This is a genomic window from Sinomonas sp. B1-1, assembly GCF_050474465.1.
In the GTDB taxonomy this organism is placed as follows: Bacteria; Actinomycetota; Actinomycetes; order Actinomycetales; family Micrococcaceae; genus Sinomonas; species Sinomonas flava.
In genome coordinates this window covers 97,695-120,849 of record NZ_JBCHVF010000005.1, presented here as the reverse complement: position 1 = coordinate 120,849, position 23,155 = coordinate 97,695, and the positions used below count along the sequence as shown (strand labels likewise).

The 23,155-nt window shown below is 69.0% G+C and carries 26 protein-coding genes; 10 read left to right on the top strand and 16 right to left on the bottom strand.

Features of this window, described 5'->3' with window-relative positions:
* The first annotated feature begins 71 nt into the window (after positions 1-71).
* The 6 genes from ACQ5BE_RS10180 to ACQ5BE_RS10155 all read left to right on the top strand — a co-directional run bounded on the left by ACQ5BE_RS10180 (position 72) and on the right by ACQ5BE_RS10155 (position 5,430).
* Positions 72-878, top strand: coding sequence for an IclR family transcriptional regulator domain-containing protein (locus ACQ5BE_RS10180; RefSeq protein ID WP_430296920.1), 807 nt, complete (start codon positions 72-74; stop codon positions 876-878).
* A gap of 69 nt (positions 879-947) precedes the next feature.
* The gene (locus ACQ5BE_RS10175; RefSeq protein WP_430296919.1) at positions 948-2,405 is read left to right on the top strand and encodes a benzaldehyde dehydrogenase; all 1,458 of its coding nucleotides are present in this window, start codon (positions 948-950) and stop codon (positions 2,403-2,405) included.
* Between the two features lie 105 nt (positions 2,406-2,510).
* The gene (locus tag ACQ5BE_RS10170) at positions 2,511-2,687 is read left to right on the top strand and encodes a hypothetical protein (protein ID WP_430296918.1); all 177 of its coding nucleotides are present in this window, start codon (positions 2,511-2,513) and stop codon (positions 2,685-2,687) included.
* Positions 2,684-3,373 (top strand): cytochrome b N-terminal domain-containing protein, encoded by a 690-nt coding sequence (locus tag ACQ5BE_RS10165; RefSeq protein ID WP_430296917.1) that lies wholly within the window; start codon positions 2,684-2,686, stop codon positions 3,371-3,373. The genes ACQ5BE_RS10170 and ACQ5BE_RS10165 overlap by 4 nt, the downstream gene beginning before the upstream one ends.
* Positions 3,370-4,299: a hypothetical protein gene (locus tag ACQ5BE_RS10160; RefSeq protein ID WP_430296916.1), complete on the top strand. Its 930-nt coding sequence runs from the start codon at positions 3,370-3,372 to the stop codon at positions 4,297-4,299. The genes ACQ5BE_RS10165 and ACQ5BE_RS10160 overlap by 4 nt, the downstream gene beginning before the upstream one ends.
* Positions 4,300-4,377: 78 nt before the next feature.
* Positions 4,378-5,430: a DUF2637 domain-containing protein gene (locus tag ACQ5BE_RS10155; protein ID WP_430296915.1), complete on the top strand. Its 1,053-nt coding sequence runs from the start codon at positions 4,378-4,380 to the stop codon at positions 5,428-5,430.
* Between the two features lie 148 nt (positions 5,431-5,578).
* On the opposite strand, the gene ilvD is transcribed toward ACQ5BE_RS10155, so the two are convergent.
* Positions 5,579-7,471 carry a dihydroxy-acid dehydratase gene (gene ilvD, locus ACQ5BE_RS10150; protein WP_430296914.1) on the bottom strand — a complete coding sequence of 631 codons (1,893 nt, stop codon included), beginning with the start codon at positions 7,469-7,471 and terminating at the stop codon, positions 5,579-5,581.
* 85 nt (positions 7,472-7,556) lie between these two features.
* On the opposite strand from ilvD, the gene ACQ5BE_RS10145 reads away from it, so the two are divergent.
* Complete coding sequence (locus ACQ5BE_RS10145; protein WP_430296913.1) at positions 7,557-8,426, top strand: helix-turn-helix transcriptional regulator; 870 nt, start codon at positions 7,557-7,559, stop codon at positions 8,424-8,426.
* On the opposite strand, the gene ACQ5BE_RS10140 is transcribed toward ACQ5BE_RS10145, so the two are convergent.
* The 9 genes from ACQ5BE_RS10140 to ACQ5BE_RS10100 all read right to left on the bottom strand — a co-directional run bounded on the left by ACQ5BE_RS10140 (position 8,423) and on the right by ACQ5BE_RS10100 (position 15,298).
* Positions 8,423-8,647 carry an alpha/beta fold hydrolase gene (locus ACQ5BE_RS10140; RefSeq protein ID WP_430296912.1) on the bottom strand — a complete coding sequence of 75 codons (225 nt, stop codon included), beginning with the start codon at positions 8,645-8,647 and terminating at the stop codon, positions 8,423-8,425. The two genes, ACQ5BE_RS10145 and ACQ5BE_RS10140, sit on opposite strands and share 4 nt — an antisense overlap.
* A 502-nt stretch (positions 8,648-9,149) precedes the next feature.
* Positions 9,150-9,356: a hypothetical protein gene (locus ACQ5BE_RS10135; protein WP_430296911.1), complete on the bottom strand. Its 207-nt coding sequence runs from the start codon at positions 9,354-9,356 to the stop codon at positions 9,150-9,152.
* Between the two features lie 128 nt (positions 9,357-9,484).
* Positions 9,485-10,375 carry a fumarylacetoacetate hydrolase family protein gene (locus ACQ5BE_RS10130; RefSeq protein WP_430296910.1) on the bottom strand — a complete coding sequence of 297 codons (891 nt, stop codon included), beginning with the start codon at positions 10,373-10,375 and terminating at the stop codon, positions 9,485-9,487.
* Positions 10,376-10,489: 114 nt separating this feature from the next.
* Complete coding sequence (locus tag ACQ5BE_RS10125) at positions 10,490-11,590, bottom strand: SDR family oxidoreductase (RefSeq protein ID WP_430296974.1); 1,101 nt, start codon at positions 11,588-11,590, stop codon at positions 10,490-10,492.
* Complete coding sequence (locus tag ACQ5BE_RS10120) at positions 11,563-12,072, bottom strand: nuclear transport factor 2 family protein (RefSeq protein ID WP_430296909.1); 510 nt, start codon at positions 12,070-12,072, stop codon at positions 11,563-11,565. Before ACQ5BE_RS10120 ends, ACQ5BE_RS10125 begins: the two co-directional genes overlap by 28 nt.
* Before the next feature lie 13 nt (positions 12,073-12,085).
* Entirely contained in the window at positions 12,086-13,432 is a 1,347-nt protein-coding gene (locus ACQ5BE_RS10115) for an MFS transporter (RefSeq protein ID WP_430296908.1), read from the bottom strand.
* A gap of 39 nt (positions 13,433-13,471) precedes the next feature.
* Complete coding sequence (locus ACQ5BE_RS10110) at positions 13,472-13,918, bottom strand: cupin domain-containing protein (RefSeq protein ID WP_430296907.1); 447 nt, start codon at positions 13,916-13,918, stop codon at positions 13,472-13,474.
* Positions 13,919-14,009: 91 nt separating this feature from the next.
* On the bottom strand, positions 14,010-14,882 hold the full coding sequence (locus ACQ5BE_RS10105; RefSeq protein ID WP_430296906.1) for a hypothetical protein: 873 nt from the start codon (positions 14,880-14,882) through the stop codon (positions 14,010-14,012).
* A gap of 29 nt (positions 14,883-14,911) precedes the next feature.
* Complete coding sequence (locus ACQ5BE_RS10100; protein ID WP_430296905.1) at positions 14,912-15,298, bottom strand: cupin domain-containing protein; 387 nt, start codon at positions 15,296-15,298, stop codon at positions 14,912-14,914.
* A gap of 142 nt (positions 15,299-15,440) precedes the next feature.
* On the opposite strand from ACQ5BE_RS10100, the gene ACQ5BE_RS10095 reads away from it, so the two are divergent.
* Positions 15,441-16,187 (top strand): FadR/GntR family transcriptional regulator, encoded by a 747-nt coding sequence (locus tag ACQ5BE_RS10095; RefSeq protein ID WP_430296904.1) that lies wholly within the window; start codon positions 15,441-15,443, stop codon positions 16,185-16,187.
* Between the two features lie 26 nt (positions 16,188-16,213).
* On the opposite strand, the gene ACQ5BE_RS10090 is transcribed toward ACQ5BE_RS10095, so the two are convergent.
* From ACQ5BE_RS10090 to ACQ5BE_RS10075, 4 genes are read right to left on the bottom strand one after another with little or no spacing between them, the layout of a single operon-like run.
* Positions 16,214-16,534, bottom strand: a complete 321-nt coding sequence (locus ACQ5BE_RS10090; protein ID WP_430296903.1) for a 2Fe-2S iron-sulfur cluster-binding protein — start codon at positions 16,532-16,534, stop codon at positions 16,214-16,216.
* Positions 16,535-16,550: 16 nt separating this feature from the next.
* Entirely contained in the window at positions 16,551-17,774 is a 1,224-nt protein-coding gene (locus tag ACQ5BE_RS10085; RefSeq protein ID WP_430296902.1) for an NAD(P)/FAD-dependent oxidoreductase, read from the bottom strand.
* Positions 17,771-19,015, bottom strand: a complete 1,245-nt coding sequence (locus tag ACQ5BE_RS10080) for a cytochrome P450 (RefSeq protein WP_430296901.1) — start codon at positions 19,013-19,015, stop codon at positions 17,771-17,773. Before ACQ5BE_RS10080 ends, ACQ5BE_RS10085 begins: the two co-directional genes overlap by 4 nt.
* Before the next feature lie 33 nt (positions 19,016-19,048).
* A complete protein-coding gene (locus tag ACQ5BE_RS10075) occupies positions 19,049-19,816 on the bottom strand; it encodes an SDR family NAD(P)-dependent oxidoreductase (RefSeq protein ID WP_430296900.1) in 768 nt (255 codons plus the stop codon).
* A gap of 188 nt (positions 19,817-20,004) precedes the next feature.
* On the opposite strand from ACQ5BE_RS10075, the gene ACQ5BE_RS10070 reads away from it, so the two are divergent.
* Positions 20,005-20,784 (top strand): IclR family transcriptional regulator, encoded by a 780-nt coding sequence (locus ACQ5BE_RS10070; protein ID WP_430296899.1) that lies wholly within the window; start codon positions 20,005-20,007, stop codon positions 20,782-20,784.
* Here ACQ5BE_RS10070 and ACQ5BE_RS10065 read toward each other — a convergent pair.
* On the bottom strand, positions 20,781-21,080 hold the full coding sequence (locus ACQ5BE_RS10065) for a YceI family protein (protein ID WP_430296898.1): 300 nt from the start codon (positions 21,078-21,080) through the stop codon (positions 20,781-20,783). The genes ACQ5BE_RS10070 and ACQ5BE_RS10065 overlap by 4 nt on opposite strands.
* Positions 21,081-21,458: 378 nt before the next feature.
* On the opposite strand from ACQ5BE_RS10065, the gene ACQ5BE_RS10060 reads away from it, so the two are divergent.
* Positions 21,459-21,806: a hypothetical protein gene (locus tag ACQ5BE_RS10060; RefSeq protein ID WP_430296897.1), complete on the top strand. Its 348-nt coding sequence runs from the start codon at positions 21,459-21,461 to the stop codon at positions 21,804-21,806.
* Between the two features lie 341 nt (positions 21,807-22,147).
* On the opposite strand, the gene ACQ5BE_RS10055 is transcribed toward ACQ5BE_RS10060, so the two are convergent.
* On the bottom strand, positions 22,148-22,924 hold the full coding sequence (locus ACQ5BE_RS10055; RefSeq protein WP_430296896.1) for an SDR family NAD(P)-dependent oxidoreductase: 777 nt from the start codon (positions 22,922-22,924) through the stop codon (positions 22,148-22,150).
* Positions 22,925-23,155: the final 231 nt, after the last annotated feature.

The window sequence follows — 23,155 nt, the reverse complement described above, 5'->3', positions numbered from 1 at the left end:
TGGTTGAGCGGAGCGAAGCGGACACAACGGTGGTTGAGCGGAGCGAAGCGGAGTCGAAACCGGGGGTAACGGTGGTTGAGCGGAGCGAAGCGGAGTCGAAACCCAGCGACCAGTTCGTGCAGTCGCTCGCGCGGGGCCTCGCCGTCGTGCGCGCGTTCGACGCCGACCACCAGGAGATGACGCTCTCCGAGGTCGCCGCGCGGACCGCCCTCACCCGGGCCACGGCGCGGCGGTTCCTCCACACGCTCGTCGAGCTGGGGTACGTGCGAACGGACGGTCGCGTCTTCGCCCTCACCCCCCTCGTGCTCCAGCTCGGCTACGCGTACCTGTCGGGGCAGCGCCTCCCCGAGCTGGCCCAGCCGATCCTCGAGGAGCTCTCCCACCGCAACGGCGAGTCGACGTCGCTCGCGATCCTCGACGGGACCGACATCGTCTACCTGACGCGCATCCACACGCGGCGCATCATGACCGTGGGCATCTCGCCCGGGACCCGGTTCCCCGCGCACGCCACGTCGATGGGCCGTGTCCTGCTCGCCGACCTCCCGGCGGCGGACCTCGACGAGTACTTCGCCCGCGCCGACCTCACTCCGCTCACGCCCCGCACGCTCACCTCGCGCGAGGCGATCGAGGCGGAGCTCGCCCGGATACGCGAGGCGGGGTACGCCGTCGTCGACCAGGAGCTCGAGGTGGGCCTGCGTTCCGTGGCCGTGCCGGTGCGCGGGGCGGACGGGCGCGCCGCGGCGGCGATCAACATCGCCCTCTCCGCTCGTCTCGACGACCGCACCGACCGAGACGCGGAGGTGGCCCGGCTCGTGCCCCAGCTGCACGCGGCGGCGGCGTCGATTTCCGAGGCCGCCCGCGCCGTGGGGGCCGCCTGACAGGCTGCCGTGGCGTCGGCGGCCGTTCGGGGGCAGACTCGTGGGAAAGGGTGACAGGAGGACACGGCAATGGCACTTCTCGACGCCGCACTGTGGGGCGGCAAGGTCAACATCGGCGGGTGGACCGAGGCTGAGGGCGGCGCGTACGACGTCGTTGAGCCGGCTACCGGCGCCACGCTCGGCTCGGTCGGGTCCGCCTCGCGCGAGGACGTCTACCGGGCGGCGCAGCTCGCGGCGAAGGCCCAGCCCGAATGGGCGGCGAAGAAGCCCGAGGAGCGCGCCGCCGTCCTGCGCCGTGCGGGGCAGCTGTGGGAGGAGCACGCCCAGGAGGTCCAGGACTGGATCGTCCGGGAGGCCGGCAGCATCCCGCCCAAGGCCCAGCTCGAGACCCATACCGCGGCGAACGAATGCTACGAGGCGGCGGCCCTGCCGTCGCACCCGCACGGGGAGGTCCTGACCTCGGACGAGGACCGGTGGTCGTTCGCGCGGAGGCGCCCGGCCGGCGTCGTGAGCGTGATTGCGCCGTTCAACTTCCCGCTCATCCTCTCGATCCGCTCGGTCGCGCCGGCGCTCGCGCTCGGGAACGCGGTGCTGCTCAAGCCGGACCCGCGCACGGCCGTGTGCGGCGGAGTCACACTGATGCGGGTCTTCGAGGAGGCCGGGCTGCCCGAGGGCGTGCTGTCCCTGCTGCCGGGCGGCGCGGAGACCGGGACTGCCGTGGTCGAGGCGCCCGAGGTGCGGGTGGTCTCCTTCACGGGCTCGACGGCGGCAGGCCGTCGGGTGGGCGAGGCGGCGGCCCGGCTGCTCAAGCGCGCCCACCTCGAGCTCGGCGGCAACAACGCCCTCATCGTGCTGCCGGGGGCGGAGATCCCCAAGGCCGCCTCGGCTGGCGCGTTCGGCTCCTTCATGCACCAGGGCCAGATCTGCATGACGACCGGGCGGCACTTCGTGCACGAGTCTGTGTACGACGACTACGTCGCCGCGCTGTCGGAGAAGGCCGAGAACCTGCCCGTGGGCGACCCCGCGACGAGCCAGGTGGCGCTCGGGCCGATCATCGACGAGCGCCAGCGCGACCGCATCCACGGCATCGTCGAAGCCTCCGTCGCCAAGGGCGGCCGCCTCGCCGCGGGCGGGACCTTCGAGGGGCTCTTCTACAAGCCGACCGTCCTCGCGGACCTCGACCTCGAGAACCCCGCCTTCGCAGACGAGATCTTCGGACCGGTGGCCCCGGTGACGAGGTTCTCCAGCGTGGACGAGGTCGTGGAGCTCGTCAACGCCAACGAGTACGGCCTGTCCGTCGGCATCCTCGGCGACGTCGGGACGGCCATGAAGATCGCAGACCGCGTCCACTCGGGCAAGGTCCACATCAACGAGCAGACGGTCTCCGACGAGGCCAACGCGCCCTTCGGCGGGGTCGGCGCCTCCGGCACGGGGTCGCGGTTCGGCGGGGCCACCGCCAACATGGAGGCCTTCACCGAGGTCCAGTGGCTCACGATGCGCCCTGACATCGCCACCTATCCGTTCTGAGCGGGGATCCCGCTGGGACCGCCGTTCCTGTGGGAATGCTGGGACTTGGGCCCGCTGGGCACTAAGTCCCTATCTCGCTGCGCCGGCGCGGCGCACCGTGAAGGCGTGGACACACCACTGACGGCCCTCGCGTCCGCGGCCCGCTTCGAGGCCGACGGCATCTATCTCGGATGGGGTTCCTTCACGGTCCAGCTGGGGAACCTGATCGTCATCGTTGCGATGATCGTGCTGTTCATCGCCGCGCTCCTCCTGCCCTTCCCGGGAGGACGGGGCCGGCGATGACCAGCGCCCACCCCGCTCGCCGGGAGGCTGCCGCCGGAGGGCATATCGCGAACTGGACCGGAAGGCTCCGCGAGCGGGGCGTCCGCACGCTCCCCCCGGACAGGCTGCTGCCCGAGACACAGCCGAGCTACGTCGCCTCATGGATCTACGTGTTCGGCATGGGTGCCATCGCAGCGCTTCTGTATGTCATCGCGTCCGGAGTCGTCCTCGCGCTCAACGGTCCCGCCTGGTACCACGTCTCGGCGCTCGGGCACTTCATCAACAGCACCCATCTGTGGAGCGTGGAGCTGTTCTTCATGCTCATGGTCATCCACCTGTGGGGGAAGTTCTGGATGGCGTCGTGGCGCGGTGGCCGGGCCCTGACATGGATCACCGGGGTCATCGCGTTCGTCGTCTCGATCGTCACCGCGTTCACCGGCTATCTCCTCCAGACCAACTTCGACTCGCAGTGGATCGCGTTCGAGGCCAAGGACGCGCTCAACGCCGTCGGGGTCGGCGCGTGGTTCAACGTCGCCAACCTCGGCCAGGTCCTCATGTGGCACATCGTGCTGCTGCCGCTCGCGGTGGGCGCCGTCGTCGTGCTCCACGTGCTCCTCGTGCGCGTCCACGGGGTCGTCCCGCCGCTCGAGGCGTCGGAGCACGACGCCCAGCTGCGGCCCGGAGCCGGGGCGGGTGAGCCGTCGTGAGCCGGGGCGCCGATCTCGACCGCCAGCCCTGGCGCGGAGCCGTGCGCGAGTACGACCTCGTCAAGGAGCTCGTCTACGCGCTCGTGGTCGTCGGGGTCCTCACGGTCGGGCTCGCAGCGGTCTTCGGATCCCCCGACGAGGCGCCGGTGACGCTCAAGCAGTGGGCGAGCGCCGCGCCGTCGGACTTCGTGGCCACCGCGACGGCCGAGCTCGGCGGGACGAGCGAGACCGCCGGATACGGGCCGCCGTACAACGGGACGCAGGGCGCGAGCCAGACGCTCGGCCCGCTCGACCTGCAGAGCCTCTCGGGCGTCCGCCTGCCGGTCGACACCGCCCAGGACGTGGTCCTCGGCCCGCTCGAGACGCTCCCGCAGCCTCCTGCGGAGGTGGCCGCGTGGACCGGCGCGACGGACCAGCAGCGCAGCGACTGGACGTCCGCGTACGCCGAGGCGCTGTCGAAGGCGCCCGACGGCGACCCCTCCAAGGTGGCGTCCGGCGACTACGGCCCCGTCCCCGCCCTGGACGGCGCGCTGCTCGCGATGGCGCGGAGCGGTTCGCTGGACGCAGCGCTCGACGGCGGCGCGTCGCCCGGGCTCGACCGCACCCGTGAGGTGCTCTTCCTCGGCGACGGGCAGTACTTCCAGGGGTTCGCCGAGGACCAGCACCTCACCGGCGACCAGTGGGGCATGATGAACGAGACCGGCAACTACCCGGGCCAGTCGTGGCTGTGGCTCTTCTCGTTCTGGTACCAGATCCCGCCCTTCACGGGGCTCGCGAACGCGGACCTCGTGATCACGCTCATCATGGCCGTCCTGACGCTCGCCCTCATGCTCGTCCCGTTCATCCCCGGGGTGCGCTCGCTGCCGCGGATCATCCCGGTACACCGGCTCATCTGGCGGGACTACTACCGCCGCCGCAGAGGGTGAAGGACTGGTCACCGGGGGTTCTTCGCTCCGTGGTAGAAAACTAGGGTGAACCCCCCGAACCCTGTGAACACCCCATCTGTGAAGACGCCCAAGCCCATCTCCCGCCGCATCGTCGGGACCGGTATCGCCGCGACGATTGTGATCGGCTCCGGCGCCTTCGTCCTCAGCTTCTCCGCCCTGACTGACCTGGCCGTGCGTGCCGGCATCAACCCCACGATCGCCTGGATGTGGCCGCTCATCGTGGACGGCATGATCGTCGCCGCAACCGTGGCCATCGTGGCCCTCGCAGGGCGTCAGGGGAGGGAGCAGCTCTACCCGTGGATCCTGCTGTTCTTCGGCGCGATCGTCTCGACCGCCGCGAACTCCATCCACGCGATCCTCGCCGTCCGGGCCGAGAACGGCAACGTCCCCGTCATCGTCTCGGCACTCGTCGCCGCGATGCCACCCGTCGTCCTCCTGGCCATCACCCACCTCACGGTGCTCCTCGTGCAGTACGCCCGGTCCGCCGCCGAGACGTCCGTCCGCGCGGCCGAGGCGGCTGGTCTGGCCGAGCTCGGCGCCGAGGTCGACGCCGCGATGGCCGGGCTCGACGTCGACGCCCTCGAGGCGGCGCTGGCCGGCGACGGGCCCGAGGGTGACGCGACGTCCGCTCCGAAGCCCGCACGTCCGGCACGCAAGCCGCAGACCTCGCAGGTGTCCTCGGCAGCGACTCCGGCAGGGGGGACCGAGGAGGAGCCCAAGGCCGCCCCGAAGCGGAAGCCCCGCAAGGCGGCCGCCTCTGCGACGCCGCGCGCCTCCGCGGCGACCGGTTCTGTCCGGAAGGTGGCGGCCGCGGCTGCCAAAGAACCGGCTGCCGGGGAGCCGGCGGCCGGGGAGTCTAGTGCCGGGGATTCTGGTGCCGCTGGGGCCATTGCGGCGAAGGTCGCCTCGTCCGCCCGTCCTACCGCGAAGTCAGGGCTCGGCTCCGGGCGCCCGATCATGCCTGACCTCTCGACGGTCACCTCCGTGAACCCGCTGCTCCGGGGCCCCGCACCCGCCGAGCGCTCGGCGGAGACGGCGGACGTCACGGAGTCCCCCGAGGCCGCGAAGGACGCCGAGCAGTCGGCCGAACTCGAGGACGCCCGCGCCTGATCAGGCGCTGACTTACCAGGCGCTCCCGCGCGAACGGCAGGGTCAGCCCCTGGCGCAATTGTCGGGTTGAGGCGGGTTGAAGGGCATCGCACCCGTCCCAACCCGACAATTGCGCCAGAGGGGTCGGTCCAGTCGCTCCAGTCGGGCCTCAGGCGACCGGCTGCGGGGCCTGCGGCGAGGTGAGCCGGGTGAGGGAGTCGACGTCGCGCACGGCGCCCTTGTCGGCCGAGGTCGCCATGGCGGCGTAGGCGCGCAGCGCCGCGGAGACCGGGCGCTCGCGGTTGGCCGGGTGGTAGCCGGTGGTGGCTTCGAGGCGCTCGCGGCGCGCGTCCAGTTCGGCCTGGTCCACCACGAGCTCCATCGAGCGGTTCGGGATGTCAATGCGGATGAGGTCGCCGTCCTCGACGAGCGCGATGGTCCCGCCGGACGCCGCCTCGGGCGAGATGTGCCCGATCGAGAGGCCCGAGGTGCCGCCCGAGAAGCGGCCGTCGGTGATGAGCGCGCACTTCTTGCCGAGACCGCGGCCCTTGAGGAACGAGGTCGGGTACAGCATCTCCTGCATGCCAGGCCCGCCCTTCGGACCCTCGTAGCGGATGACGACGACGTCGCCCTCCTTGACCGTCTTGTTCAGGATCTTCTCGACGGCCTCGTCCTGCGACTCGCACACGACCGCCGGCCCCTCGAAGGTCCAGATCGACTCGTCCACGCCCGCGGTCTTCACGACGGCGCCGTCCACGGCGACGTTGCCGCGCAGCACGGCGAGGCCGCCGTCCTTCGAGTACGCGTGCTCGACACTGCGGATGCAGCCGCCCTCGGCGTCGGTGTCGAGGGAGGTCCACTCGTTCGACTGCGAGAACGCCGTCGAGGAGCGCTGCCCGCCGGGCGCGGCGTGCCAGAGCTGCTGGGCCTCCTCGGTGGCCTTGCCGCCGCGGATGTCCCACGCGTCGAGCCACGAGGCGAGGTCGGGGGAGTGGACCGAGTGCACGTCGGTGTGGAGGAGGCCGCCGCGATTGAGCTCGCCGAGGAGCGCGGGGATGCCGCCGGCGCGGTGCACGTCCTCCATGTAGTACGTCTTGTCCTTGGCCACGTTCGGCGCCACCTTGGCGAGGCACGGGACCTTGCGGGACTTCGCGTCGATCTCCGCCAGGCCGTACTCGACGCCGGCCTCCTGCGCCGCCGCGAGCAGGTGCAGGATCGTGTTGGTCGAGCCGCCCATCGCGATGTCCAGGGCCATGGCGTTGTCGAAGGCCTGGGCCGTGGCGATCGAGCGCGGGAGGACGGAGTCGTCGTCGTCCTCGTAGTAGCGCTTGGCGAGCTCGACGGCGGTGGCGCCCGCCCGCTCGTAGAGCGCCTTGCGCGCGGTGTGGGTCGCGAGGACCGAGCCGTTGCCGGGCAGGGAGAGGCCGATGGCCTCGGTGAGGCAGTTCATCGAGTTGGCCGTGAACATGCCCGAGCAGGAGCCGCACGTGGGGCAGGCGTTCTGCTCGATGAGGTCGATGTCCGCGTCCGAGATCGACTCGTCGACGGCGTCGGCGATCGCGTTGACCAGGTCAAGGGAGCGGACCGAGCCGTCCGTGAGCGTCACGCGGCCGGCCTCCATCGGGCCGCCCGAGACGAAGACGGTGGGGATGTTCAGGCGCAGCGCGGCCATGAGCATGCCCGGGGTGATCTTGTCGCAGTTGGAGATGCACACGAGCGCGTCGGCGCAGTGCGCGTTGACCATGTACTCGACGGAGTCCGCGATGAGGTCGCGGGACGGGAGCGAGTAGAGCATGCCCCCGTGGCCCATGGCGATGCCGTCGTCCACCGCGATGGTGTTGAACTCGCGCGGGACGGCACCCGCGGCGAGGATCGCGTCGGAGACGATGCGGCCCACCGGGGCGAGGTGGGTGTGACCGGGAACGAACTCGGTGAACGAGTTGGCGACGGCGATGATCGGCTTGCCGATGTCCGCGTTGGCGACGCCGGAGGCGCGCATCAGTGCGCGGGCGCCGGCCATGTTGCGGCCATGGGTGACGGTACGGGAGCGAAGAGCTGGCATGGGACCACACCATCACGCGCGCGCGGGCCACCGCCAGACTGCAGTGATACTAGTAGTGAAACTACTAGCGTTCGAGGAGGCCGGGGTGGAGCCTGCTGCGCCCGCCGATGCCCGGCGCAAGGAGCTGGGCGCCTTCCTGCGCAAGAAGCGGGAGCGCGCCGTCCGGGCCGAGTACGGACTCCCGCCCGTCGGGCGTGGCCGCGTGGTGGGGCTGCGCCGCGAGGAGATCGCGTTCCTCTCGGGCGTCTCGGTCACCTGGTACACCTGGCTCGAACAGGGCCGGGACATCAACCCTTCGCGTCAGGTGCTCGACGCCGTCGCGGTCAACCTCCGCCTGACCGCGCCGGAGCACGACTACATCCTGGGCCTCAGCGGCTTCGCCCCGGCCCCGCGCGAGGCGCCGGCGGCTCCCGAGCCGGTCCCCGAGCACGTCCAGCACCTCCTCGAGGCCCTCGATCCGGCGCCGGCCTTCGCCGTCACCTCCACGTGGGACATCGGGGCCTGGAACCGCGGGTACGAGGCGCTGTTCCCGGGCATCGCCTCGGTCCCGGCTCCGGACCGGAACCTCCTGCGGCTGACCTTCACGGATCCCTACGTGCGCGGCATGCTGCCCGACTGGGAGGTCACGGTACGCAGCTTCCTGGCCGACTACCGCGCGGAGGCCGGCTCGCACGCCGACCGCGCCGCGCACGTGGAGCTGGTCTCCCGGCTGCGGCAGGACTCGAAGGACTTCGCCCGCGCCTGGGACGACCACGAGGTGCGCCGCTTCGCCTCACGCGCCCGGACCTTCCTGCACCCCGTGGCCGGGCGCCTGGACTTCGAGCAGCACCAGCTCGTCCCCTCCGACGCCCCGACCCTGCACATCGTTGCGTACCTGCCCGCGCCGGGGTCGGACACGCGGGAGCGCATGGCCGAGCTGGTGCGGCAGGCGTCTGCGGCGGACGCGGCCGACTAGGAGGCCGCGCCGAGGTGCTCCACGATGGCCCGCGCCACCTCGTGGGGCGAGTCCTCGGTGGGGATGTGCTTGCCCTCGACCACCACGAGGTCCGCGTTCGGGATCTCCTCGACGTACCGGCGGGCGTACTCGAGCTTCTGGAAGTCGTCGTCGCTGGCCCCGCAGGTACCTACCCTGCCACTGGTTCCGGGGACATGAGGCGCATCGGAACTGTTCGCCAATTCGGCGCCGACACTGCTTGTAGTTTCCATTACCTCAGAACTGCGGAGGCCCAGCCGGCCCGTGAAGGTCTTTCGTCGTTTGCTCTGGCTGAGGTCCCGCGCCATCGGCCTGAAACGAGCGATTGTGGCACAACGGGAGGCCCTTCGAGAAAAACAGTCCCCCGGCCGATGGGGGCGGCCCGCACGCTGCCCTGCGAGTAGATGTCTTCTCCTGTGGTGCGACCGGTGGTGGCGTCGCCGCTACCGCTGCTGTGCGCGCCGGCGGCCGGCCCGGCGGGGTTCCCGTCCCCAGCGCAGGATTGGTGCGAGGACCAGTCCGGCTCAGTCAGTAGTTTTCCGCGACCCAGGCATAAGCGTGCTCAAACAGGGGCCTTCACGACGTTGCCGATCCATGGCCGAGCGACTCAAAGAAAGCCAGCTCACGAAAGCCCAGGACTCCATCGACTTGCCCAGACGAGGGCTCGGTCGCTGTCGTCCGGCTGGGCCGAAGGATGAACCGCGGCTACTCACCGTAGTCGGACCGGTGGGGTTCGAGGCGCAGGTCGGGGTAGGGGGCTTCCCGGATCCCTTGGAGCGTGCCGAACTGGGCGTTGAACCAGTCCCGGGTGCTGTCGTCTGGGAGGCGCTGCTGCGCGCCGTGGAGCGCTTCGAATCCGGCTGTCGCGCGGTTCGATGCCGGAGAAGTGCCGCAGGATGGTGGCGAGAACATCTTCGAACTGGTCGAGGAGGGCGTCGGTCTCGATCTCTTTCCCGGCTTTCTCCGGGTTGGCCGGTGCCATGGCGCGGGCGTCATTCAGAGAACCGGGTTGTTGGTGCAGCGGGGAAGTCGCGTCAGTCTCAGGCGCGCACTGGAGGGGCTTCGGGGACCCAGACGGGGGCGACGGCGGGGTTCTCGGCCTGGGCGCGGGCCACATTGCGCAGCTGCCCGATGCCCTCGACCGAGACCGTCACGGTCTGCCCGTCGGTCAGGTACACCTCCGGGGTGCGGGCGCGCCCGACCCCGCCGGTGGTGCCGGTGAGGATGAGGTCGCCCGGGTTGAGGGTGATGATCTCAGAGATGTAGGAGACGAGGTGCTCGGGGGTGAAGACGAGGTCCCCGATCGTGCCGGTCTGCATCCGGTTCCCGTCCACGTCGGTGGTGATCGCCGCGTTCCGGTCCAGCTCCTCCGGGGTGACCATGACCGGGCCGACGGGGGTGGAGCGCTCCCACATCTTCCCCTGCAGCCACTCCTTGGTGCGGAACTGGTACGAGCGCATGGAGATGTCGTTCGCCGCGGTGTACCCGGCGATGTAGTCGGCCGCCTCGGCCTCGGGCACGCGCCGGGCCTGCCTGCCGATCACGACGACGAGCTCGGCCTCCCAGTCGATCGCGTGGTCCGCGGCGGGCAGCTCGATGTCGTCGTACGGGCCGGTGAGGGTCTCGGCGAACTTCGCGAACAGCGTCGGGTACGCCGGCAGGTCCCGGCCCATCTCCTTGATGTGCGAGGCGTAGTTCAGGCCCACGCACAGCACCTTCGACGGCGTGGGAACCACCGGCGCGAGGTCCCCGCCCTCGATCGGATGGCGCGCGCCGTCGGCCTTCGCCGCGATCTCCCGCCAGCCGGACACGGCCAGCAGCGTGCCCAGGTCGGCATACCCGGTCACCTCGACGTAGGCGTCCTCGTCCTGCCGTACGGCGACGGTGCGCCCCGTGCCAAGGCCGGGGGTGCGGAGGGTGGCGAGCTTCACTTGGTGTTCTCCTCGGGGGTCTGGCCTTCGATGGATGCGCCGCGGCGCGCCGGGTGGTTCTTCGTGGCCATGCGTGCGGGAGGGACCGGTGCCCGGCCCCTCCCGCACGCATGGTCAGCGGGGAATGACGCTTGCGGCCCGGTAGCGTTCGAAGAGGTCGCGGAAGGCGTGCTCGGTGCAGGCATAGCCCGTGAATCCGGCGAGCCGGCTCTTGCGCATGTCGGCGAGGACTTCTCGTTGGCGGCCTAGATCGCCGTCGGTGTGCCACCATGACGCGACCTTGCTCACATCGTGCTCCTTCAGCTTGTGCTTCCGCGCAATGCGCGACCACGTCTCGGCAGCCATGGTGTTCATCTGCGTCCGCAGCGGTGATGCGCCGTCGGTGCCGCCGTCCTCGACGCCGAGCATGTCGGCGATTCGGCCCCACATGGAGCGCCATCGGAACACGTCTCCGTTGACCACGTTGTAGGCGTCCTGGGCCGCTGCAGGTGTCGTCGCTGCCCAGGTCATGTGCCGGGCAAGGAGCCCGGCGTCGGTCATGTCGTTCAGGCCGTTCCACCGGGCTTCAGACCCTGGGAACACGAAGGGCTTCCCGTTCTCTCGGCAGATTGCTGCCTGGACCGCCAGCGTGAGTCCCATGTTCATGGCGTTTCCGACGGCGTATCCGATGATCGTGTGGGCCCGGTGGACGCTCCAAGTGAACCCGAAGCGGGCCGCCGCCGCCAGGACCTCGTCCTCCTGCGCGTAGTAGAAGTTCGGTACTGGCAGGCGGGGCTCGTCCTCCAGAAACGGGGTGTCGGGCGTGCCCGGCACTGGCTGCGCTTCGGCGGGGCCGAGGTAGTGCTTGAGCCCGGTCAGGAGGGCGACATGCTCAAGGCCCCCCTGCTCTCCCGCGGCCGAGAGAACGTTGCGGAGCATCGCTCCATTGACGGCAATGTTCTCGGCCTCGGTCCCCTGCCGCGACCAGGATGTGTAGAAGAGATGGGTGATGCCGATGCCCCTGAGCACGCTCCTGAGCTGGCCGATGTCGCCCAGGTCCGCGCTGACCGTTCGGTAGGGCCGTCCGATGACTCCGGTTCCCCGGGACAGTCCCCACACGTCCCAGCCGAGGTCGACCAGGTGGTGGGCCACCGCTGATCCGGCGATTCCCGTTGCACCGACTACCAGGGCACGCCTGGCCCCGTTGCTCACCGGGCCATCTCCGGTTCGAGCCAGCCTGAGAGCTTGGGTGGGGGAGCGGAGGTGATGGGTTCGATGTGGAGCCTCGTCAGTCTGAGGAAGTCGATCTTCCACTCGCCGTCGGTCAGGAGGTACTCCTCCTCGTAGTATCCGTAGCCGTGGATTCCGCGCTGGCCCGGGATGGACACCCCGAGGTAGGCCCGGGTGTCGGCCTCCCATTCGAGCCTGTCGCTCATGGCCCAGATACCGCTCGCACGCTCGGGCGCCTCGAGTCTGATTTCTGGCATGTATCCGTGGTGGGCCGTGAAGACCCCTGCGAGGTTCCGGGAGATGTTGGATATGAACGCATCCACCCCGTCGCCGGCGGCCCAGAGGCCTTCGAAGCGGGCGGTCTCGGTGAAAAGACCGTGCAGCAGTTCCCACTTCTTGAGGTCGACGTATCGGAAGTATCGCGCCTTGAGCTGTTTGATGGACTCAATGGCATAGAGGGACTCCACCGTGGGAGGTGCGTAGCCCATGGTCTCCCCGCTTCTAGACATGGCTGGCCTCGAGGTCTCCGGAAGAGTCCTTGGCCTTCGCTGCGTGGCGGTCGCTGTACCGGCTGAGCGCGAAGTTCAGGGCCGCCGCGGCGACGAAGAAGCATGCCATGATCATGAGCCCGACCCGGGTGTTGCCGGTCGCGTCCTTCAGGAAGCCCAGGACGACGGGACCGGCGAGCCCGCTGAGGTTGCCGAGGGAGTTGATCATTGCGATCGAGACCGCCGCGAGCCCGCCGATGTAGACCTGGGCCGGCATGGTCCAGAAGGTTGGGATCACGGCATTGAACCCTGCGGCGGCAAGGGTGATGCCCACGAGGGCCCACACCGCGTTGTCCGTGAGCGAGGCGGTGAAGAGGCCGCTCGCTGCGACGACCATGGCCCCGACCATGTGCCAGGTGCGTTCGCCCGTCCGCGCCACGCTGCGGCCGACGAGGATGACGGCCACGGCCGAGATGATCCAGGGGATCCCTGAGATGAAGCCGGATTCCACGGCCCCGACCTTGAAGCGTTCCTGGACGATCGTCGGCAGGAAGTACGTGATGGCCCAGAACCCGATCGTCATGCAGAAGTAGGTCAGGGAGAAGGCCCAGGCTGAGAAGCGCCTGAATGCCTGGGGGAGGTGCTTCAGCTCCTGCTTCGCGCTGGCCGAGGGCTGGACGACCGAACGCGCCAGGTAGTCCTTCTCCTCCATGGTCAGCCACTTTGCCTTGCCCGGCCGGTCCGGGAGGGCGAAGAAGATGTAAGCGGCCAGGAGGATGGCGGGGATTCCCTCGATGAGGAAGGTCCAGCGCCATCCGGCCAGGCCGAGCACGCCGTCCATGAGGAGGAGGGAGGAGGTGAGGGCGGAGGCTATGGCGAGTGCGATCGGGATCGAGACCTGGACGAGGGAGTACGCCCTGACCAGCATCCTCGGAGGGCACCAGAAGGCCAGGAAGAGGTAGACGCCGGGGGAGAAGCCTGCTTCGGCCACGCCCAGGAGGATCCGCATGATGTGGAGCGTGAACTCGTTCTGGATCAGCGACATCAGCATCGTCACGATGCCCCAGGTCACCATGATGCGCGCGATCCACAGTCGTGCGCCGACCTTGACGAGCATCATGTTGGAAGGGATCTCGAAGACGAGATAGCCGATGTAGAAGAGGCCTGCTGCAAGCCCGAAGGCCGCCGCTGTGAGCCCGAGGTCGAGCGACATCGGCTTGGCAAGCACGCCCAGGTTGGCCCGGTCGACGTAGGAGATGAACATGCCGAGCATGAGGATCGGAAGCAGCCGGATGGCCATCTTCCGGAAGACCTGGCGCTCCATGATGGGGTCATCGAACGGTCGTTGCATCTGCGCCATTGCAGTCACGCATCCTTGTTGGTCGGGGGTGGGGGGAGGTCAGGCGCGGCGGTAGCCGGCAAGGGTGGCGTCGTCAACGTCGTCGAGGTTGACGACAATGTTCTCAGGGGTGCGGGCCGTGAGCCACACGAGCTCCTCGGTAACGCTCATGTTCACCTCCACGTGCGGCATGAAGGGGGGAACGAAGACGAAGTCGCCCTCGGACATGTCGACGTATTCGCCGTAGTCCTGCCCGAAGTAGATGCGGCCGTGTCCGCGGAGGACGTACCCGCCGGTCTCCGCCTCGCCGTGGTGGTGCGGGAGCGAGCGGTAGCCCGGTTCGTTGGTGACGCGGCCGAACCAGATTCTCGTGGCCGCCGTGTGCTGGGGACCGACGCCCGAGACTCTGATGCAGCCGCCCGAGGATGCGGTATGCGTGTCCTCTTCGCCAGCGCGGGTGACCTGGGGCCTGACGTCGATGCGCAGCTCGCTGTTCGTGGTGGTCATGTCTGTTCTTCCTTTCATTGCTCCTGCCGTGTGGCACGGCGGGATGGTGACTCTCTGACGGTGGGGGATTCTGGTAGCCGCCTGCTGCAGGTCAGCGTGCCGCGAGGAGCCGGGCAGCTTCGACGGCGGTCTGGCCGACGTGGACGCCGGCCTCGGCGGCGAGATCGTTGACGGCGCTGATGAGGCCGTCGTAGTAGGTGGAATGCCCGTCTCCCATGCGCGCCGTCGCGGCGGAGACTGCGGCCCCAGGTATCCCGGCCTCGTTGGCGGGGGCGAGTGCTGCGATGCCCGAACCCTCCCGCCCCATGGCGCCGTCGGAGCAGATGAACCCGTAGGGCCGGAACGACAGGATGTAGTCCACGACGGAGCGTCCCGTGTGTCCGGCGGTGCACAGGACGTTCGTGTCGCGGTCCTCTGGTAGGGCGTCCGCGATGGAATTGGTGCACACCACGTCGTGGCCCGCGGGCCCGTGTGCCACCACCTCGCGGTTGGCCGGGTCGATGCTGACCCCGGCGGCGGGGGCGTCGAGGAGCAGTGCTGCGGCGTCCCGGACGCTGGTGCCCGGCGTGACGCCCAGAGCCCGGGCGTGGTCGTTGACCCTGGAGATCACGCCGTTCTCGTACAGGTCGGCGCCATTGCCGTGCTCGAGGGTCGAGATGTCCGCGGCGGCCGCAGGGGTTGCCAGGGCATCGAAGTACCACAGTCCCGCGATGCCGGCCCCGTCCTTGCCGATGCCGCAGTCCAGTCCGATGACGGCGACCGGTGCTGCCTCCTGCAGCAGCCTGGCGCAGTACACGCCGGCGTATGAGGCATTGATGATGATCTCGGACCCCGGGGCAGCCTCGGCGGAGGCCGCGTGGCGGTGGGAGTGGGTTGCCGAGTCGAGGACGACGACGCGTCGGCCGTTGCGCTCCTGGGGGAAGATGCGGCCCGGCACGGGCGCCTGCGCCTTGGTATCCAGCATGGGGTGTCCTTCGGTCTAGGCAGGGCGTGTCAGCCCTGGGAGGGCAGGGATTGGGGCGACCAGTCGACCCAGGTCGTGTCGTCGGTGATGAGCGGGACCTTGGCGAAGAGGACGCGTGCCGGCTCCCCGGTCTCGTTGACGATGTAGTGGTGGATCCCCCGCCGGCACAGCAGTGAGGTGCCCTCGGTCAGTTCCACGCGCTGGGCGCGGCCGGTCCACAGGGTGAGGGACCCCGAGAGCCCCGCGAAGAACTCGTCATAGCCCTCGTGGTAGTGGTTGGCGAACACCTCGCCGGGGGCGAACTCCTTGACGCCGACGAACAGCTGGCTGCTCTCGATCAGCGCCGCCCTGTCGGCATTGGCCAAGGGTTCGACGACATCATCGAGCCCCCAGGGGAGGCCTGCTACTGCGGTCATGTTCGTCCTTTCCATGCAATGATAATAATCAATATTCTGATAACTGTGAACCCCATCACGCCCGAGGTTGGCCCGTGAGCCGCCAGCCCCGTTCCCGCGGGTTTCCTATAGTTGAGAGATCCCCAAGGCGAGGAGCCCCAGAGTGGTCGCAGAGTCCAAGGCAGAACGCCTTGCAGAGCAGATCCAGTCAGTGATCGATGCCGAGGACCTGGATGCGGGGACTCCTCTGGGAACCAAGGCTGCGCTCCAGAAGAAGCACACGGTGGCCGCTGGCACGCTCAACGAGGCACTGCGCCTGCTGCGCGCCCGCGGCTACATCGACATGATGCCTGGCCCGCGCGGGGGGATCTTCGTGGCGGACAGGTCGCAGCGGTTCCAGATGCGCCGCACTCTGCTTGCGGCGCAGGAGGATCCCCTGACCGTCGACGACTGCATGCAGGTTCAGGACGCACTCCAGGGCATGATGGCAGCACGGGCGGCTGCCGACCGGACGGGGGCCGCCGCTGCGGAGATCGAAGCGGCGGTGCAGCAGCTGCGGGCCGCCCGCGGGGCGCGGGATGTGCTGGTCGCGGCGTGGGATGTGGACCGCGCCATCGCCCGCGCCGGCGGCAACGCGGTGCTGACCGACATGTACTGCGGGATCCTCGACACGCTCCAGGCCTCAGTCCAGCGGTACTCCCTCGGCCCCACGGTGAGCGAGAAGATCCTGCAGGTGCACGAGGATCTCGCCCGGGCCGTCATCGACGGCGACATCGACGCCGCCGAACGCGCGGCCCTCCTGCATTCCCCCATTAAGCCCTCAGCTCAGGCCAAGAAGCGCAAGGGCCAGCAGGCCGGCGGGGGCGATGCCTTCCTCCTCAGGCTCGAGGACGCCATCTCGCCTCGCTGACGCGCCGGCGGTACCCATGCGGCCCCCTACTCTTCCGGGGCCAAGGTCACGGTCGTCCCGGCAAGGGCCGCGGCGAAGTGCACCTGGCAGGCGAGCCGGGAGGCCCCCGGCCGGAAGGCCTCGGTCTCGGCGAGCAATTCGAGCTCCTCACCGTCCCGCTCGCCGAGGGTCTCCATGACGTCGTCCGGGAGGAACACGTGGCACGTGGCGCACGAGCAGCACCCGCCGCACGAGGCGAGGACCGGCATGTCGTTGTCCCGCAGCGCTTCCATGAGCGACTGGTCGGGTTCCCACGGGACCGAGTGCTGACGGCCTTCGCGGTCGACGACGGTGATCTGGGCGTTCATGATCGGCCTTTCCGGTTCAGAGGGTGGCAAGGGTGAGCTTGGTGGAAGGATCGGTCGCAGCGGCTCGGTCGATCATGCTGCCCGCGGCGATGAGCTTCTTCGCGGGAACGAAGTCCTGCAGCGCATTGACGGTGTCGACGGCGGCCAGACGGCCCTGGCGCAGGTACAGGACGCTGAAACCGTCGCCGCCCGCACCCCGGACGACGACGTCGTCGTCGGGATGCCACAGACCGGCCGTCTGGAGGCGCACGTCGTGCTGGACCGTCCAGAACCAGGGGACCTCCCCGCCGTCCTTCACGGCACCCGCGATGCTCGCCGCGACGACGCTCCCCTGGGCCACGGCACTCTGGATGCACTCGAGCCGCAGCCCTGGGGCGCCGTCCGCACGGCGCGCCCGCGCGACGTCTCCTGCCGCGTAGATGTGCGGATCGCTGGTGCGCCCGTCTGCGTCCACGAGGATGCCGTCTAGGCAGTCCAGCCCTGCGTCCGCGGCGAGCTGGTCGTTCGGGATGATCCCGACCCCGACCACGACGACGTCGGCCGGGTACGCCGCACCGTCGGCCGTCACCACGGCCGTCGCGGCCTTCTCGCCCTCGATGCGGGCAACCGCCGCGCCGAAGACGAACCGTACGCCCTGCGCCTCGTGGAGGCGCCGGAAGTGCTCCGAGACCACCGAGGAGGTCACGCGGCTCATGGCGCGGGCCGCGAACTCGATGACCGTCACGTCGCAGCCGAGCGCACTCGCGGCTGCCGCCACCTCCATCCCGATGTAGCCCGCGCCCACGATGACGACCCGTCTGCCCGGCGCGAGGGCCTCCTTGAGGGCAAGCGCCTCGTCGCGCCGCCTCAGGTAGTGGACGCCGCTCAGGGCGTTTCCCGGGATGGCGAGCGGCCGTGCCCGTGCACCCGTGGCGAGGACGAGCCGGTGGTAGGGGAAGGTCTGCCCGTCGGTTGTGACGACCTCCTGCCTGTCGCGGTCGAGGCGTCCGGCCCTCGAATTCGGAATGCGCCGGATGTCCTTCGCCCCGTAGAAGGACTCCTTGCGCAGCAGTGGGGGCTCGAAGCCGGCCGGCTTCTTGAGCGCCTCCTTGGACAGCGGGGGACGCTCGTACGGCACGTGGGATTCCTCGTCCAGGAGCGTGATCCCCCCGGCCCAGCCCTCGGCGCGCAGGCTGGCTGCGGTGTGGACTCCGGCGTGGCCGGACCCCACGATGACGACCTGAGACTGGTCCGCGCTCATCGGGCTACCTCCCCGGTGCGCCCGGTCAGCTTCGCGACCAGCCTGCTGGGGCCGGTGTTGGCCAGGTTGCCGCCCGTGACGAACTCGATGGGGTGCGCTGGATCCAGTTCGACCCGGCTCAGCCGCTGGGTGATCAGCTCGACGCCGATGCCGGCCTCCAGCCGCGCGAGGTGCTGCCCGAGGCAGCTGTGGATGCCGTGGCCGAACCCGAGGTGGCCATTGGTGTCCCGGTCGATGTCGAAGCGGTCGGCATCCGCGAATCTCCTCTCGTCCCGGTTCGCGGAGCCGGGCAGCAGGATGACGATTTCCCCTGCGGGGATCTGCACTCCCGCGACCTCGACGTCCTTCGTGGTGATGCGGCTGATCCTCTGGATGGTGCCGCTGTGGCGGGCCATCTCCTCGACGAACGCGGCTGCGTCGGTCGGGTTCCGACGGATGCGCTCGAGGAGCTCTGGGCTCTCTGCGAAGCGCAGGAACGCATTGGCGAGGAGGATCGTCGTGGTCTCGTGGCCCGCAACGAAGAGGAACGCGCAGAAGTGCTTGGCCTCCTGCTCTGTCAGAACTCCTTCGGTCAGGAGTCGGGCGATGTTGCCGCCGACCGAGTCGGTGTCATCGCGGCGTGCCCGGTCCAGGTTGTCCAGGAGGTATGCGAAGAACGCCTTGGCCCCCTCCTCGTCGCCCTCCGACCCGGGCGCCTGGCGGGCGAGGCGCCCGAAGTAGCTCGAGATGTCGTCGGACCAAGCCTTCATCTGGTCGAAGTCCGAGGCGGGGATGCCCAGCAGCCCGCTGATGGTCGCCATGGTGATGCGGAGCGCGAAACCCTCGACGACGTCGCCGCCTCCTGCCGCGAGCAGCTCATCGAGGTAGCCGTGGGCGTAGCCGCGGACCTGGTCCGAGAAGGCGGCGACGGCTTTGGGCGTGAATGACGACGCGACGACCTGGCGCAGGCGCGTGTGCTCGGGCGGGTCGAACAGCGTGAGGAACACAAGCGGAGCAGGATCCACGACGGCCGAGGAGAAGACCTTCGGGGCCCGGAGCGCGGCCCGGACGTCGTCATGCCGTGAAATGAACCAGACGTCGCGAGCCGGCGTCTGGGTCCGCAGGACGGGGGCGTGCTCGCGCATCCAGGCGTAGTGCGCGAACGGGTCCTTCTGGATCTCGAAGTCCACCGTCTCGAAGGGGCGGAGGTGCTCGGGCCAGGGAAGCTCGTGCGAGTACGGGATAAGAGTCGTGGTGAGCATGGGGGTCTTTCGCGTTGGAGTCGGTCTGTCCGGCTACTTGCTGGTGAATCCGCCGTCGATTGTCACGGACGAGCCGTTGATGAACCAGGACGACTCGTCGAGGAGGTGCAGCACCGTGGGCACCACGGAGTCGATGGTCCCGAGGCGTCCGACGGGGTAGTGCTTGGCGGCCTCTTCAGGGCCCATGGTCCCGAGGCCGCGATCGGTGGCGACGGCGCCAGCGCCGACGAGCTCGGCGATGTTGGTCCGGATCTTCGTGCCCTGGATGGAGCCCGGGGCCACGGCGTTGACCGTGATCCCCTCCGGCCCGAGCTCGACGGCCAGATGCTTCATGAGGCCCTCGACGGCGTGCTTGGACATCGTGTAGGCGATGCCAGCGGCCGCTGCCACACTGCCGGCTATGGACCCGAAGAGCACGATGCGGCCGTAGCCGCGGGACCTCATGTGCGGGACTGCGGCCTTGAGGACCCGGACCGCACCGACGGCGTTGACGTCGAGAACCGTGTCCATGAGCTCGGGGCTGATCTCCTCGAGCGTGGCGTACCCGTCGAGCACGCCGGCCGCGTAGACGAGCCCGTCGATCCGGCTACGCGAACGCACGACGGCCTCCACGGCCGCAATCACCGACTCCTCGTTCCGGACATCCACCCGGTAGGCGATGACGCCCTCCGCGCTCGCTTCAGGTGCGACCCGGTCGAACACGTCGACCGTGCCGCCCCTGGCGACGATGGCAGATGCGACGGCGGCGCCGATCCCGGATGCCCCTCCCACGACGATGTAGCTGCGGCCGGTCAGGTCCATGTGATGCTCCTTACAAGTTGGCTGTGCATCAAGCAGGCCACGCGAGGACGCCGTACGTGAAGGGAATACCAGCAGTTGTGCCGCTCAGGAAGACACTTTTCAGGTAACTAGAGAGCCAGACAGCCCTTTGTACCTGTGGGTGAGACAATCGGGAATAGGGCGACCGGCGACCCAGTAGTCTCGTTGCCATGCCGCAGGACCGAACTTCGCAAGCGCGCCCCCTCGAATCCCTCGACGCCGGGATCCAAGTCATGCTGATGTTCACCTCACGCGACACGGTGACGGTCACAAGCGTCGCCACGGCCCTAGGCATCTCAAGGTCGGGCGCCCACCGCATTCTGAATACCCTGCGCTCGAGGGGCATCCTCTCCCTCGGGCCGACAGGCCGGGGGTACTTCCCCGGCCCCGCTCTGGTAGAGATGGCGAGGCCCCGGGGAATGGACATCGAAGCTCGGTTGCGGCTCCGACCCGTCATCGATGACGCGATGTACCGCACAGGGGAGACAGTCCATGTCGCGACCCTGCTTGGCTCCCAAGTCCTGCTCTTCGACGGACGCGAGTCGGAGAAGCCGCTGCGGGCGGGGATCCGCATCGGCTATCTCCGTCCCGCCTATGCACTGTCGGCTGGAAAGCTTCTGCTGTCCAGACTCATCCCAGAGCAGGTCCGCGCCCTGTACCCGGAAGAGGGCCTCCCCCAATTCACCCCCAGGACGACATCCTCCGTCACGCAGCTTCTGCGTGAGCTGGACGACCTGAAGTCCCAGGACTACGCCCTCAACCTCCAGGAGATCGAGGAGGGGCTCAACGGGGTTGCCATCATCCTCGAGGGAAGGAGCTGGCGGGACAGGATCGCACTCCTCGCCTCGGTGCCGGCACATCGAAGCGACATCGCGTCGCTGATCCAAATCAAAGACCGTCTCCAGGAGTCAGCCATGCTCCTGAGGAAGCGCACCCCACCGGGCCTCTAGACCATCGCTCCGCTCGGAGGAGAAGCCGCGCAGATGGGACCTCCCCAGACGGCACACGAAGGATCGTGCCATACCCCGGCTGCCGACTCGGCAACGGCGGTGCTCTGGAACGTCATGGCCGGGTACTGCGCCACATCGAGGTAATGCTCCGAGCGCAGGTCGTCGCCGTGCACCGGGTTCAATGTGTTGATCGCGGCGGTCTCGACACTGACCTCGACGCTCGATGCGGTCAGATCCTCGGCCACCACGACGGTTCCCTGCAACGTACCCACCGGCGCCCCCAGCACGTGATTCACGATCCGGCTGAAGTCGCTGCCGGAGCTCTGCCCTGTTCTGGCGATGGACCCTCATGACGGTCGGCGCTGCGAGCGTAGGCCGCGGGGGCGGCGGTGTCCATGCAGCGCCGGATGCATCCCGCGCCGGTTTCGCGTGAGGTCCGGATCCCGCGCCTGGGTATTCGCAATCCGCCGGGGCCAGTCCGGCCCAAGCGCCCAGGGATGAGCCCTGAGAGTCCGCTGCCAGACGAATCCGTGCTGTGAGCCAAGCAGTGCGCGGGGGGTGGCACGGCTCGGGGGCAGGCATATCGTCGTGCCGTTACGGCCCGACGGTTTACCCACCCCACCTGCCGGCTCTGACACTGCTGGACCCCCAGTCCTCACGGGATGGGCAGGAACATGACAGACGATCAGGTTCAGAACAACCTCAAGGGCACGGATGATCTCTACTTCGACTGGTGGAACAAGGCCGGTTGGCACGGCGTGTCCGCCCACCACCACACCGATGACGTGCACGTGGACTGGAAGGGTGCGCCGCCGATCGACGGCGTGCAGGAGCACATCGACGCGATGAAGGCGTACGTGGAGACGGCCGGAGGAACGCCGCCGCAGATCACCTCCCACCCAATCGGCTTCAGCTCCGGCGAATGGACGTGCGTGATCGGCGATTTCGAGGGGGGCAGCCGCATGGTCACCGTGGCGAAGTGGAAGGACGGCGCGATCGCCGAGGAGTGCATCTGGTCCTAGCCGTCTCAGCGTGCAAGACCGGCTGGAGCGTCTCTCGGATGGCTCCAGCCCAGCCGCATCATCGAACCGTGCAAACAAGACCGGGCTGGCAGGTCGGCCAAGGCGGTCCGGTCCTTTGTGTGGGCGGCGGCATCGGCGGGGTCCTGGGCACGGTCGCAGCTACGCCCGGGCCGCCGCTCGTCGCTCGTGGGCCTCCTGCCCGAGCACGCGATGGACCGCACCTACGAGATCTTCCAGCGGCAGCTCGGTAATTCTTATAACGGGACCCCGGGGCCGGTCTGGGGGCGGCCCCGCACCTGCTGGTGCGAGGCCGCCGATCGCTGAGCGGGGGGGGGAGAGCCTCAGCGGCCCTCGACGTAGCCGGCGTCGACGTGCAGCGTGGTGCCGGTGACGAACGAGGACAGGTCGGAGATCAGCCACAGCGAGGCCTGGGCGATTTCGGTCGGCTGGCCGAACCGGTTCAGCAGGGACAGCTGCGGGGCGTAGGACTCCTCGTCCAGCCCGAACTCCTCGAGCGCGCCGCGGAGCATCGGGGTGTCGATCGCTCCAGGGGCCACGGAGTTGACGCGGATGCCCTTCGGCCCGTACTCCATCGCGGCGGTCTTGGTCATGCCGACCACGCCGTGCTTGGCCGAGACGTAGGCGATGTTGCCAGGCTGCGGGCGGAAGCCCGAGACGGAGGAGATGTTCACGATCGATCCGCCGTCGCCCTGCTTGAGGAGCTGCTGGAGCTCGTACTTCATGGACAGGGCGGTGCCCTTGAGGTCCACGGACATGAGCCTGTCCCAGTAGGCCTCGTCGAACTCGGCGGAGTAGCCGTTGTCCGGGGTCAGCGCCGCGTTGTTGACGGCGCCGTCGAGCCGGCCGTACTTCTCCACCGCGAAGTCCACCATGGCGTTGACCTGATCGGACTTCGAGATGTCCACCTTCACGAACGCTGCAGAACCGCCGTTGGCCACGATGTCGTCCGTGACGGCCTGGCCCTTCTCCACGTTGAAGTCCGCGAGCACCACGTTCGCCTTCGCTTCCGCGAACAGCCGCGCGGTCGCCTCGCCCATGCCCATCGCGGCGCCGGTCACGATGACAGTCTTTCCTTCGAGGACTGGATAGGTGGTCATGCCATTTCCCTTTCATCGACTTTAGTTGATACTTCAATCAACGGGGGACGAGGGGCAAATGTTCCCCGACCACAGCGCGCACCCGCGCGCACGTCCGCTGTGGGGCGCCCACTCGGCTGCGACCTCCACCCAGCTGGCGCTGGTCTTATGCCACAGCCCCCACGTTGGGGATAGTCCTGTCAATGGAACCTTTCCCAAGACTCAGGCGCAGTGGGGCACGACGACGGCCCT